General features: G+C 70.8%; 12 protein-coding genes. 9 read left to right on the forward strand and 3 right to left on the reverse strand.

The genetic code is table 11. The features are described from left to right. The first annotated feature begins 336 nt into the window (after positions 1 to 336). Genes WMF14_RS47980 through WMF14_RS47990 form a run of 3 tightly spaced genes read left to right on the forward strand, consistent with a single transcriptional unit; the run spans position 337 to position 2,936 of the window. Positions 337 to 1,410, forward strand: coding sequence for an ABC transporter substrate-binding protein (locus WMF14_RS47980; protein WP_437797596.1), 1,074 nt, complete (start codon positions 337 to 339; stop codon positions 1,408 to 1,410). Between the two features lie 42 nt (positions 1,411 to 1,452). Then, positions 1,453 to 1,965 carry a hypothetical protein gene (locus WMF14_RS47985; protein WP_437797598.1) on the forward strand — a complete coding sequence of 171 codons (513 nt, stop codon included), beginning with the start codon at positions 1,453 to 1,455 and terminating at the stop codon, positions 1,963 to 1,965. Next, positions 1,962 to 2,936, forward strand: coding sequence for a metallophosphoesterase family protein (locus WMF14_RS47990; RefSeq protein WP_437797600.1), 975 nt, complete (start codon positions 1,962 to 1,964; stop codon positions 2,934 to 2,936). The genes WMF14_RS47985 and WMF14_RS47990 overlap by 4 nt, the downstream gene beginning before the upstream one ends. Before the next feature lie 8 nt (positions 2,937 to 2,944). Here the strand turns inward: WMF14_RS47990 and WMF14_RS47995 are convergent, their stop codons facing one another. Continuing rightward, positions 2,945 to 4,057, reverse strand: coding sequence for a hypothetical protein (locus WMF14_RS47995; protein ID WP_437797602.1), 1,113 nt, complete (start codon positions 4,055 to 4,057; stop codon positions 2,945 to 2,947). A 346-nt stretch (positions 4,058 to 4,403) separates the two neighbouring features. On the opposite strand from WMF14_RS47995, the gene WMF14_RS48000 reads away from it, so the two are divergent. Further along, positions 4,404 to 5,600 (forward strand): glycosyltransferase, encoded by a 1,197-nt coding sequence (locus WMF14_RS48000; protein WP_437804428.1) that lies wholly within the window; start codon positions 4,404 to 4,406, stop codon positions 5,598 to 5,600. Between the two features lie 319 nt (positions 5,601 to 5,919). Further along, entirely contained in the window at positions 5,920 to 6,225 is a 306-nt protein-coding gene (locus WMF14_RS48005) for a hypothetical protein (protein WP_437797604.1), read from the forward strand. Positions 6,226 to 6,420: 195 nt separating this feature from the next. Here WMF14_RS48005 and WMF14_RS48010 read toward each other — a convergent pair whose 3' ends face one another. Further along, a complete protein-coding gene (locus tag WMF14_RS48010) occupies positions 6,421 to 6,855 on the reverse strand; it encodes a VOC family protein (protein WP_437797606.1) in 435 nt (144 codons plus the stop codon). 210 nt (positions 6,856 to 7,065) lie between these two features. Between WMF14_RS48010 and WMF14_RS48015 the strand changes: the two genes are divergently transcribed. Continuing rightward, entirely contained in the window at positions 7,066 to 8,274 is a 1,209-nt protein-coding gene (locus WMF14_RS48015; RefSeq protein ID WP_437797608.1) for a winged helix-turn-helix domain-containing protein, read from the forward strand. Positions 8,275 to 8,293: 19 nt separating this feature from the next. Here WMF14_RS48015 and WMF14_RS48020 read toward each other — a convergent pair whose 3' ends face one another. Further along, positions 8,294 to 9,280 (reverse strand): LysR family transcriptional regulator, encoded by a 987-nt coding sequence (locus WMF14_RS48020; protein WP_437797610.1) that lies wholly within the window; start codon positions 9,278 to 9,280, stop codon positions 8,294 to 8,296. 118 nt (positions 9,281 to 9,398) lie between these two features. Between WMF14_RS48020 and WMF14_RS48025 the strand changes: the two genes are divergently transcribed. The 3 genes from WMF14_RS48025 to WMF14_RS48035 all read left to right on the forward strand — a co-directional run bounded on the left by WMF14_RS48025 (position 9,399) and on the right by WMF14_RS48035 (position 12,678). Further along, complete coding sequence (locus WMF14_RS48025) at positions 9,399 to 10,187, forward strand: SDR family oxidoreductase (RefSeq protein WP_437797612.1); 789 nt, start codon at positions 9,399 to 9,401, stop codon at positions 10,185 to 10,187. Positions 10,188 to 10,371: 184 nt separating this feature from the next. Then, complete coding sequence (locus WMF14_RS48030; RefSeq protein WP_437797614.1) at positions 10,372 to 11,217, forward strand: alpha/beta fold hydrolase; 846 nt, start codon at positions 10,372 to 10,374, stop codon at positions 11,215 to 11,217. 879 nt (positions 11,218 to 12,096) lie between these two features. Then, on the forward strand, positions 12,097 to 12,678 hold the full coding sequence (locus WMF14_RS48035) for a hypothetical protein (protein ID WP_437797616.1): 582 nt from the start codon (positions 12,097 to 12,099) through the stop codon (positions 12,676 to 12,678). Positions 12,679 to 12,793: the final 115 nt, after the last annotated feature.

Genomic DNA, 12,793 nt, shown 5'->3' on the forward strand with positions numbered 1-12,793 from the left:
GAAGAGCAACGTGCGACAAAGCCTCCCGCATGTCGGATCACGTGCCAATGTGTTGGAATAACTCTGCTCGTTTGTTGCCTGCCCGCCGTGCCCTTCCGCGCTGGAAGTGCTGTGTCAGCCGAGCTGGATCGCTCTGATGTCGAACCGTTTCGAGCGCTCACGCGGGCGGCCCTGCCGGCCGGAGACTGCGCTATAAGCCGCCGGTCGAAGGAGACGAACATGCGTCCGCTCTTCCGCGTCGTATTTTTCTCTGCGATTGGATTGATCGCTTGTGACGGCAAGTCTGATCCTCATGGGGACGTAGCATCGGCAGGCTCCAGCACGACGGGTGGGGCCGTGGCTGGCGGCGCGGGGTCCTCGGGCGGCGCGGGCTCCGGCGCCGCCGACGCGAGCAGCGGCAGCGGCGGCCAGGCCGGCGCGGGTACAGACGGTGAGGCCGGCGCGGGCACAGGCGGTCAGGCCGGCGCGGGCGCGGGCGGTGAGGTCGGCGCGGGGGGGCAGGGCGGAGCAGCGTCGTTTCCTCCGCTCAAGATCTCGAGTGACACGGCGTCCATCGAGTTCACTCCTGCGCTGATCGCGGCGCAGGACTTCTATCCCGGTGAAGCGACCGTCCAGTCCGGCGGCATCGTGGGCATGCTCAACGACGCCAGCGTCGATCTCGGCACCAACGCGGAGACGCAGACGCTAAGGCAGTCGGTGGCTCACCCGGACCTGCGGATCATCTTCACGGTGACGGAGACGTTCTACCGGATCGTGGCCAACCGGTCGGCGGGGATCAGCTCGCTCGCCGATCTGCGAGGCAAGCGGATCGGCTCGATCGCCAGCACGTCAGCGGCCTTCTTCATTCACAAGTACCTGGGCACGGTGGGCCTGACCGACGCCGACTACACGGTGGTTTCCGGGAGCATCTGCATGGCGGCGCCCTGCGGCAGGAACACCTTGCCGGCCATGCTCGAGGAGGGCACCGTGGACGCCGTCGCGCTCTGGGAGCCCTCGACCCAGCTCGCGGCGAACGCGATCGGGAGCGACGCCGTCGTGTTCCAGGATCGCTCGCTCTACCGCGAGATCGTGAACCTCCACAGCACCGCCGAGAAGCTCGCGGATCCGGAGAAGCGGCGCGGCATCGTCGCGTTCGTGCGATCGCTCGCGAGCGCGCAGGAGCTGTATCGCACCAAGCCAGAGGCGGTCTGGCCGAGGATCTCGGAGGCGATCGGCATCGAGCCCTCCGTGCTCGAGCAGGTCTGGGAGGACGAGCGGTTCCAGGGCACGCTGGTGCCCGACATCCTGGATGTCCTCGAGGAGGAAGAGGGCTGGGTCGCCGCCCAGAGCAACCGCTCGCCGCGCACCCGCGCGGAGCTCGCGCCGCTGGTCGACGACAGCGTGATGCGGGAGGCTCTCGGGCTTCGTTAGGTGCTCGGCGCGATCGCCTCCGCTTGTCGTATCGTGGGCGTCGTGCGGCCTAGCCCATCCGCCTCGCCCTCCCGTCTTCGCGAGTACCTGGCCATCCTCGCTGGCGCGCTGGCTGCGGGTGCCTGTGGCGCGCTCTTCGATCAGGTCACCGCAACGCTCTCTCCAGAGTATTTCCTCGACGGCAAGGGCCTCGCCGCGTCGAGCTTGCCGTTCCGGCTCGCTGTCGCATGGACGGGGTTCCGGGGAGGTCTGCCGCTCGGCGCCCTCGTCACGGGCGTGGGCCTGCTCCGCTCCGCGCGCTGCGACCGGTTCTCGTGGCGCGCCTGGCTGGGCAGGATGATCGCTGCGGTCGCCGCGGCGCTCGCGCTCTGCCCGGCCCTCATGGCGGCGCTCGACCCGTTCGGCGTGCGCGAGGCGAGCCTCGGTGTGTGGTCCCGCGGCGCCGCCACGAGATACCTCGTCTGCTGGGGGCTCCATGCCGGCGTTTACCTCGGCGTCCTCGTTGGCGTCTTCCTGGAGGGCCGACCCGCCCTCCGCCGATCGTCGGGGCCGTGAGCGGGCGGGCCCTCTCCGCCGCGCTGCTCGCCGCCGCGAGCGCGCTGCTCGCTGCGTGCGCGCCGCTGCCCGCGCCGCGCCGCTTCGCGGGGAGCCTCGATGTGCCGCTTACGACCACGAGCGGCCGTATCGCCGTCATCGCCGATCTGCAGCGCACCTCGTACCTGGAGTTCTGGCGCGAGTCGAACGATCCCGAGCGCGCGGCGCTGGTGCAGGCGCTCGCCGCCGCTCGCCCCGACGCCGTGTTCGTGATCGGCGACCTGGTGTTCGACGGCGGCTCGGCGCGGCACTGGGCCGATCTCGACGCCGTGATGGCGCCGGTGCGCGACGCCGGGATCCCGGTGTTCGCGGCGTTCGGCAACCATGAATACTGGGGCGGCCGCGGCGGTGCGCGCCACCTCTTCGTGCGCTTTCCGCACCTCGGCGGGCGCCACTGGTACGAGGTCGCCTATGGACCCATCCGCGTCGTCGTCCTCGACAGCAACATCGACGAGCTCACCCCCGCGGCGTGGGACGCCCAGATCCGCTGGTACGAGGGTGCGCTCCGCCGCATCGACGCCGATCCTTCGGCGCGCGCGGCGCTGGTGCTCACGCACCATCCGCCGTACACGAACAGCACGGTGACGGGCGACGAGCCCCACGTGCAGCGCCACATCGTCCCGCCCCTCCTCCGCTCCCGGAAGGTGCTGGCGCTGATCAGCGGCCACGTGCACAACCACGAGCGCTTCCAGCGCGGCGGAAAGCTCTTCATCGTGGCTGGCGGCGGCGGCGGCCCACGGGCCGCGCTGGCCCAGGGCGCGGCACGCCGCCACCCCGACGATCTCGCCCGCGGCCCGGCGCTCCGCCCATTTCATTTTCTGCTGATCGCGCCCGCCCCCGAGGGCCTCGCCGTCGAGGTCCACGGGCTCCCCGAGGGCGGCAGAGAGGCCGCCGCCCTCGACCACTTCGTGATTCCCTGGCCGGCGCGCTGAGGCCCGCGCTACGCGGCCGCGCCGAGGGTGCCGATCTCCTCGAACTCGCGGATCATCCGATCGAGCCCGCCCTCGTCGACGCGGAGGCCGAGCGCCGCCGCGGCGTGGACGAGGAGCTTCCGCTCCCGCAGCGACGCGACCTTGTCCGCGGCCGCCGCGATCTCGAGCGCGCGCAGCAGCGGGGCGCGCGCGCCCTCCGGCACGCCGCGGAGGCGCTCGATCCAGGTGATGTCGTCGGCGAGCCGCTCGTTCAGGCCGACGCGCGCCGGGGCCGGCAGCCGCCGTAGCACGGCCGCGAGCAGCGCGGACTCCTCCGGCGTGAGGCGCCCGTCGGCGGTGAAGATGAACCAGAGCCCTTCGAACAGCCGATCGAGGTGCGGGCGCAGCGTCTCGTCGCCGAGCGCCTCGTCGAGCGCGCACCGGTAACGCAGGTATCGGCGCGCTGTATCCCCGAGGCGCCGGGTGACTACCCAGCTCGTGATCGACGACGAGGCGACCGAGAGCACGGGCACCAGGTTGCGCGCCACGCTCTCGCCGGCAAGCCGCGCCGCGAGCTGCTTGGCCACCTCCGAGCTGCGCCCGCGCGCCGCGCGCACGAGAACGCCCGCTGGATCGTCCGTGTCCTGGGGGTGCTCCACGACGCCGAACGAGAGGGCGAGCAGCGCCCACACGTCGGCCGGCTCGTCCGGATCGAACCGGCGCCCGAAGAGATCCGCGAGCTCGCAGAGCATCCGCACGTGCAGGAGCAGCCGGAGCACCGTCTCAGCGCCCATCGCGAGCATGGCCGCGGGGATCGCGACGAGCCCGCCGAGCCCGTTCGTCTCGGCCGTGGCCACGGCCGCGCCGGTCGAGAGCGCCCCCGTCGCGCCGCCCGCGAGCGCCGAGCCGATGCAGGCGCGCCGGATGACAGCGCGCGCATCGGTCGGCTCCGTCACGCCGGTCGACGCCGAGATGGCCGCGGGGCGAGGCCGCCGGTTGTAGCGGCGCACCGCGCTGGACAAGACCTCCGCGAGCCATGCATCGACCGGGCGCACGTGTACGCCCGCTTCGCTCGTCGCCTCGCGCAGCGGGAGCGCCGCGGCCCCCGCTGCGTCACCAGGATGCGCAGCCTCGTCGCTCATGAATAAGGGCGGTTCAAGATGCATTCCGCGCCCCGCGGGCGCCGAGGCCGAGCCCGTTCGCAGCACTGCCGAGATCGGCTATCGCCTTGGTCGGGCGGAGAAGGATTCACCTGCTCCCTCGCAGAGGAGGAGCTCCTTCCGCTCCCACGGCCCGACAGGCCAACTCAGCTCCAGGGGGCTCCGTCTCGGCCTGAACGGATGATCCGTGGTACGGGCGTCCTCGCCCTGCCTCCCACTTGAGCGTGTATACCGGAACTCTGGCGTTGATACGATGAAAAAACGCGTCTGCGATGCCATCGTCGCCTCCGTCATCCACGCGACGCGCGTGGTCGAAGGGAGAGAGACGATGCGGGTATTGCTGACGGGAGTGGGGACTCGCGGTGACGTGCAGCCCGTGGTGGCCTTGGCCGTCGAGATGAGGCGTCGGGGGCACGATGTGAGGCTGTGCGTTCCGCCGAACTTCATCGACTGGGTGGGCGGCCTGGGTTTCACGGCGACCCCGATCGGGATCGCGATGCGTCAGCCGAGCGGGGCCGCCGCGCCGGCCTCCCCGCCGACGCCGGAGCAGGTCCGCGCGCTGCTCGAGCACCTCGCGAGAGACCAGTTCGACGCGACAGCGTCGGCCGCCGAGGGATGCGACGCGATCGTGGCCGGCGGAGCGCACCAGTACGCCGCGCGGTCCATCGCGGAACGGCTGGGCATCCCGTCCATGGTCGCCGTGTACGCGCCGGTGGCCCTGCCGTCGCCGGATCATGCGCCCGGCGGGGAGCCAGGGGGCGACCCGGAATCCAACCTCCGACGCTGGCAGGACGAATCGCGGAGCTGGAACGAGCGGCTCCTCGAGCGGCTCAACGCCCATCGGGAGCGCTTCGGCCTGGGTCCGCTGAGCGATGTTCTCAGCCATGTCCTGGGCAAGGCGCCGTGGCTCTCGGCGGACTCGGTCCTTGGGCCGCTGCCGGCGACGCCCGGCCTGCAGGTCACGCAGACGGGAGCCTGGCTCCTTCGGGATCAGGCGCCGCTCGTACCCGAGCTGGAGGCGTTCCTCGCCGCCGGCGAGCCGCCCGTCTACATCGGCTTTGGCAGCATGCCTGTCGACCAGCTGACCGGTCGCAGGGTCATCGAGGCCGTGCGGGCGGCGGGGCGCCGCGTCGTGCTGTCGCAGGGGTGGGCCGAGCTCGGCCTGGTCGACGACGCCCTCGACGGCATCGCGATCGGCGACGTCAACCAGCAGGCGCTGTTCCCGAGGGTCGCCGCGGTAGTCCACCACGGCGGGGCGGGTACGACCACGACGGCGGCGCGGGCGGGCGTCCCGCAGGTGATCGTCCCGATGTTCGCCGATCAGCCCTACTGGGCCTCGCGCGTCCGGGCGCTCGGGATCGGCACGTCCGTGGCCCGTGGGGCGCTGAGCGCGGAGGCCCTCCTGGCCGCGCTGGAGGGCGCCCTCGACAACGGGGTCGCTGCCCGCGCCGCTGCGAGCGCAGGCGCCGTGGCGGTGGATGGCACGGCCGTCGCCGCCGACCTTGTCGAGCGGGCCTCCGTGTGAAGCTCGGGTGGTGGCCGTGTTCGTAGGGCCGTGTCAGCAGGTCAACCCGGGGTGATGCGCAGCTCGAACGAACCGGCCGAGCACGAACGACGGGAGGATGAGCTTCCGTGAAACCACCCGCCCGCTGCCGCGTAGAGGTGGCATCTCCGCGCCGCCAACGCCGACAGCAGCGCCCTACGGGGCGCTCGCAGGCGTACCGCTCGCCGCTGCGGCGCGGGGAGACACCTGGCTGTGGGCGCTTTTGCCCGCAGCGGGCTGTGCTCGGCCGGCGCCCCTGGCGCCTTCACGTGGGCCACGAGGCCCGAAGGAGACAATCACCATGAAGACGATCCGACTCGCGCTCTGCTCTCTCCCCCTCATGCTCGCCGCCTTTGCCGTCCCCGCGATCTCGGCGGCCGAGACCGGCCCGACCTCTGCCACGAGCGCCGTGCAGGTCGAGTCCACGGCTGCGGACGCGTCGGCGGAGCTCGGCGGCGCTGCGGACGATGCGCGAGGTGACGTCACCGATGCCGACGACGCCTCTCTGATGAGCACCGCCGCGCGCTCCGATCGTCCCAACGCCCCTGGCTTGAAGCTGTGCTGTGGAACGGCGGGGGACTACGGGGTCATCTGCTGGCGCTGCTGAGCGGGCGCCGGACGTCAGCGCAGGCTCTCGGCCGCGGCGCGCTGGCGCGCGATCGACCCGATCTAGCGCCGGCGCCCGGCCAGAGCCATGCGTCGAACGTCGACGTCGAGGTGCGCGGCGGCTCGCGAAGCGCAGCTCAGCGCGCGCAGCGCCGACGCTTTGACACCCACGGAGCCGCCGCGCAGCTGCGCACCTTCACCGCGCCGGCGTCTCGCTCTCTCCGTCGTCGAAGAACTCCATCCCTTCATAGGGCTTGTCGCGGCAGGACGCGAGGCGCGTCCGGAGGTCGCCGACGTGGATCTCGAGTTTGTGTCCGTCCGGGTCTTCGAAGTAGAGCGACGCCCCTTCGGAGCGGTTCTCTTTCCAGATCCGGGCGCCGCTCAGGCGAATGGCCTCTTCCAGGGAGGCGAAGCCCTGTGCATCGACCGAGAGCGCGAGGTGCGAGTCATCGCCCTGCCGCGCGGCGCGCGCGTCCAGCTCCAGAGAGAGCCAGAGCGTTCCCAGCTCGAGATATGCGCCCCTGGCCCACTGCGCTCGCCGCTCTCCGCCGAGCACCTGGACGTAGAAATGCACGGCGCGGTCGAGGTCTCGAACCGCGAGGGTCACGTGGTTGACGCCGCCGATCGCCATGGCTCCGGCAGCGTAGTCGATAATGGGCTCGTGCGGGTGTGCCGGCAGGACGTCGGGCGTGAGGAGAGCGGCTCGTCGGCGACGGTCGGCGTGAGCTCCAGCGCAATGGCGACGACCGCACCGGGCTCGGAGTTGAGGAGGGCGTCGATGATCTGTTGCCAAGTCCGCACGGCCAGCTAGGGTGCGGGCCCCAACGGACGGAAGGCGCGGATGAAGGACACCCTGTCGGCGGCGGAGGCCAGGCGCATCGCGCTGGCGGCGCAGGGCTTCCGGGCGGAGCGACCCGGGCCGGCGACGACGAAGCAGCAGTTGACCCGGCTGATCGAGCGGCTGGGCGTTGTGCAGATCGACAGCGTCAACGTCGTCTCGCGCACCCATTACCTGCCGGCCTTCTCGCGGCTGGGGGCCTATCCGCGGCCGATGCTGGAGGAGCTCGCGTGGGCGAGGAAGCGGCCGCTGTTCGAATACTGGGCGCACGAGGCCTCGCTGCTGCCGCTCACCACCCAGCCGCTGCTGCGCTGGCGGATGGCCGACGCGCACGACGGGGTGGGCGTCTGGAAGGGTGTGGCGCGCTTCCTGCGCGAGCACCGGCCGGTGGTGGACCGGGCGCTGGAGCAGATCCGCGAGCGCGGGCCGCTGGCCGCCTCCGAGCTCGAGATTGGCGCGAAGGGGCCGGGCGGCTGGTGGGGCTGGAGCGACGCCAAGCGGGCGGCCGAGTGCCTGTTCTGGATCGGCGCGCTGACGACCGCCACCCGGCGGGGGACCTTCGAGAGGGTGTATGACCTGCCGGAGAAGGTGCTGCCCAGGGCCGTGGTCGAGGCGCCGACGCCCGCGCGCGAGGACGCTCAGCGCGCGCTGATCCGCATCGCCGCCCGGGCCCTGGGCGTGGCGACCGAGCGGGACCTGCGGGACCATTTCCGCATGGGGGTCGCAGAGACGAAGGCGCGGGTGACCGAGCTCGTCGAAGCCGGTGAGCTGATCCCCGTGGGCGTGAAGGGCTGGCGGGAGCCGGCCTTCCTCGATCCCGCCGCCCGGCGGCCGCGGCGGATCGAGGCCTGCGCCCTCCTCTCGCCCTTCGACAACCTGATCTGGTTCCGCGAGCGCACCGAGCGGATGTTCGGCGTGCGGGTGCGGCTCGAGATCTACACGCCCGCGGAGAAGCGGACCCACGGATACTACGTGCTGCCGTTCCTCGAGGGCGATGCGATCACCGCGCGGGTCGACCTGAAGGCCGATCGCAAGGCGGGCGTGCTGGTCGTGCAGGCAAGCCACGCCGAGCCCTGGGCGGGCGCGCAGACGCCGGAACGGCTGGCGGGCGAGCTGCGGACCATGGCCGCGTGGCTGGGGCTGGAGCGCGTGCGGGTGGAGCCGAAGGGCGACCTGGCGGAGCGGCTGGCGAAAGCCCTGTCGGGCAGATAGCCACGAACAACACGCTCCTTCACCGCGTGCGCTTCACCGCGCCGGAGCGGGCGAGCGGCTTTGCGCTCTTCCCCTCCAGCGATCCGACGACGTTCGCCACGACGTCGCGGATGAACCGCCTCGCCGGATCGTCGTCGGTGGCGCGCAACCACAAGAGCTCGAGCTGCGCGCCCTCGAGAGAGAACGGCACGGGGACCGCGCGCAGATGCGACCGCGCCCGGATGAGGTGGCCGGCGAGCAACGACGGCACCGTGGCCACGAGGGGAGAGCCCTCGACGAGGTCCGCGATGTAGCCGAAGGAGTGCACGGAGACGCGGACCGTCCTGGCTTTGCCCAGCGCGTCTTCCACGACGCCTCGCGTGTCGCCGGCATACGAGACGACGATATGCTCCTGGGCGAAGTAAGCGCGCTCGGTGAGCGGGCGTGGGAGCCTGGTGAAGCGCCCGTCGTACAGGCAAACGAACGCATTCGGCCCGCTCGGGTGCGCGGTGAGCGGCTGGCGGAGGATGGATTTCGGCAGCTCGTCCGCCACGGTGACGGCGAAGTCGATCTTGCTCGAGAGCAGGCTCTCCTCGACGGTCCGAAACTGCACGGGCAGCACGATGAACTGCATGCGCGGCGCCTCGGCGCGGAGCTGGGCTATCAACCTCGGGAGGATCACGGACTCGAGCCCGTCGGCGAGCCCGAACCGGATCGTGGCGGTCGAGAGCCTCGGATCGAAGCGCGGCGCCGCCGTCGCGGCGGCGATGAGCGGCGTGAGGTGCGCGCGCGCCGCCGCGAGCAGCTCGGCGCCGCGCGTCGTCAGCGCGACGCCGCGACCCTGACGGGTGATGAGCTCTGCGCCGACGAAGGTCGCGAGCCTCCGCATCGAGGCGCTCACGGCCGGCTGCGTCACGTAGAGGCGCGACGCAGCGCGCGTGAGGCTCCCTTCCTCCGCGACCACCACGAACACGCGGAGCAGGTTCAGGTCGAGATCGCGACCATAACCATCGTTTATGTTCCCCATCACGACTATCCATTAGCATTTTTGTTTTCGCCGCCGTACTCCTTTCCGTGGATCGCGGCGCTGGCAGAGGCGCCGAACGCGTGAACGCTCCCTCGGAGCTCGAAGAAGAGGTCGAATCATGAAACTCCAAGGCAACACCATCCTCATCACCGGTGGAAGCGGCGGCATCGGCTTCGAGCTCGCGTCGCAGCTCCTCCGTCGTGGCAACACGGTCATCGTGACAGGCCGCGACCAAGGCGCGCTCGACGCCGCGCGGCGGAGGCTGCCTGGGCTGCGGACCCTCCAGAGCGACGTGCGAGACCCCCACGCGATCGCGGCCCTCCACGAGCACGTGATGAAGGACTTCCCCGCGATGAACGTCCTCATCAACAACGCAGGGATCATGCGCAAGGTCAACCCGCAGACCTTCGGGGCCGATCTCCAGGGCATCACGGAGGAGATCGAGATCAACCTGAGCGGCTCGATCCGGATGGTGATGCAGTTTCTCCCGCACCTCAAGGCTCAGGCACGCGCGGCGATCGTCAACGTGTCGTCGGGGCTCGCCTTCAACCCTTACCCGATCGCCCCGATCTACGGCGCGACGAAGGCGGGGATCCACTCGTTCACGCAGTCGCTGCGCGTCCAGCTCAAGCAGACGAACGTCAAGGTCTTCGAGCTGGCACCTCCGGCGGTGGACACGCCCCTGAACCACACGTTCGCCGACGAGCTCCGGGGCACGCCGCTCATGAGCGTCACGAAGCTCGTCGATGAGGCCCTGAAGGGGATCGAGAGAGACCGCCCGGAGATCCGCGTCGGCTTCGCGAACGTCTCCAAGCTCATGAGCCGCATCGCGCCGGGCTTCATCCTCAAGCAGCTCAGCAAGCCGGTCGATCAGATGCTCGCGCAGATGAAGCAGCTGAGCAGCTAGAAGCCCATGGATGGATGCCGCGCGGGGCAGGCGGGACGAGGAGCCCTCGCCGGCGCTGCGCAAGCCTGGTTCATCGGCCGCCGTGTCACAAAGGGCCGGGAAGGAGCGCGCGATGGTGACGGAAGCACGAAGCGGCCGAGTGGGCCGCTCTTCGACATCGAAAGAACCCTACGCGGCGGGCGCCGTGACCTCCAGGGACGGCACCACGATCGGCTACCGCCAGATCGGCCGAGGTCCCGGCGTCATCCTGGTGCAAGGAGCGATGGGGACCGCCGCCAACTACGACCAGCTCGCGAGGGCCCTGGCCGACGACTTCACGGTCTACCTCCCTGACCGGCGGGGGCGGGGCATGAGCCCGCGGGAGTACAACGCTGGGCACTCCATCGAGAGAGAGGTCGAGGATCTCGATGGCCTCCTCTCACGAAGCGGCGCCCAGCTCGTGTTCGGGCTCAGCTCGGGAGCGATCATCACGCTCGAGGCCGCGCGCGCCTTGCCCTCCGTCCGCAAGGCGGCTGTCTACGAGCCCCCGTTTTATCTCGAGGGAGTGCCCCTTGATGAGATCGCTCGCTTCAACGACGAGATCCGCCGCGGGCAGCTGGCCTCGGCGCTCGTCACGGTGAGCAACATCGTGCGTCTCGCCCCGGGGTTCCTCGCCGCGGTCCCGCGCCCGCTGCTCGCGCTGGCGACGAGGGGATTTCTCCGCCTGGACGACAGGAGGGGCTCGGGGCAGTACGCGCCGGTGCGCGAGCTGCTCCCGGCGATGCGCTTCGATTTCAAGATGGTCGTCGACAGGGGAGGAAGCATCACCTCGTTCAAGGCCGTCGAAGCCGAGATCCTCCTGCTCGGAGGCACGAAGAGCCCGAGGTACCTGAAGAACGCGCTCGATGCGCTGGAGACGATCCTCCCCAGGGGCCAGCGGACAGAGCTCGAAGGCGTCGGTCACGAGGCTCCCTGGAACGCCGATCGGGGAGGGAGCCCCGAGCTCGTCGCGCGATCCCTGCGCGGGTTTTTCAGGGAAGACCGCGCCTGAGCTCAGCGAGAACCTCTTCCGACATTACCCCGACCTCGGTCGGTCGCTCCGACGAGCTCGATGCGGCTCCACACGTCGCCCTCACACGAACCCTCGGCTTCGATCCAAGCGCGGCAGAGCTCACACTCGGTATAGAGCTCGAAGCGCGCGGGCAGCCGGAAGCGCTCCCGGTCGGACGCGGGTAGGGCACATTCCTCGTCGACGTGTTGCCGCGGCGGTGAAGGCATCCCCTGCACCCATTCGAACAGGCCGCAGGGACCGTCCTTTCCCTGCCAGCCGTCGACCGTGGTCCCACACCTGGGGCAAGCGAGCTGCGGCACCGGCGTATACCAGTCGAACATCCCCATGATGAAAACCTGTCAATGCGGTCGGTCCGCCCAACGGCTCAGTGGTGCGCTGCCGCGCCGCGGGCGGGGTCAGCACCAGCGCTCCGTCGGTCGCATCTTTCGTGGCATCTTGAACGGTTCGCGACCTGGGCGCCACGCGGCTCCGCCTCGCGCGCCGCCTGTTCGCGTCGCGGATCCGTCGGTGGGTTCGGGCGCTCGGGTGTTCCCGGGGCGTCGCGACGCTCACCCTGCGTGACCTGGCTGTCGACCCAGCCCAGGACGTTGATGGGCCGGCCCTCGGAGACGAGGGCGCGCACCAGGTCGTGCCCATCGAGACTGGCCCTCTGCCGGGGCGCTGCCCCGGGCCGCGGTGCGGTTCGTGACGTGCCCTGGCGTCGGGGCGCATGCAGGTCACACGGCGTGACGACTCGAGGGAGCTGCCCGGAATTGAAGCAGTGGAGGCGGCTGTTCCGGCCCCTGCGTCCTCGCACGCATGGGCTTGGCGTGCCGCTTGACGATTCAACATGGCTGCAACCCCCCGAGAGACGCTCTGATGCCCTCCGTGACCCATGAAGCCCTGGTGGAGCTGTTCAAAAACTGGCCGACGCTGGCCGCCGAGATGCTCCAGGACGCGCTCGGCCAGCCGGTCCCGACGTTTACGGAGGCGCGCGTCGCCGATGCCGAGCAGGCGAGGGCGGCGCCCGAGGTGGTCGTGCTCTCGGCCATGGCGCACGGGCAGGGCGAGGTGGGGGAGGCGATCGGCGTGGCGTTCCTGGCGGCGGCAGCCGGGCTCGATGAGGAGCGCCGCGCCGTCTACGTAGACCTGGTGCTATCCTCGCTGAACGCAGCGGCGAGGCGGATGTTGGAGGCAATGATGAAGAGCGGATACGAGTTTCAGAGCGAATTCGCGCGCAGCTACGTGGCCAAGGGCGTGGAGAAGGGCCGGGAGCAGGGGCTCCTCGAAGGGAAGGTGCAGGCCGTGCTGGCCGTCCTCGAGGCCCGCGGGCTGGAGGTCCCTGCCGAGGTTCGGGAGCGCGTCGTCGCGAGCACCGACCTGGCCGAGCTGGACCGCTGGATCCGCCGCGCTGCATCCGCCGGCGACGCCAGGGAGCTGCTCGCGACGACCGGCTCCTGAGCGCGCACCGCGTCGGGAAGCCGTCGAGCGGCCGGCGACACACGTCGTCATGCTCTGCACCGGGGACACGCGGCTCCCGGAGCACCTGCCGGCGAAGATGCGGACCGGCGACGCG

Origin of the sequence: Sorangium sp. So ce693 (assembly GCF_051521375.1) — a bacterium.
In the GTDB taxonomy this organism is placed as follows: domain Bacteria; phylum Myxococcota_A; class Polyangia; order Polyangiales; family Polyangiaceae; genus Sorangium; species Sorangium atrum.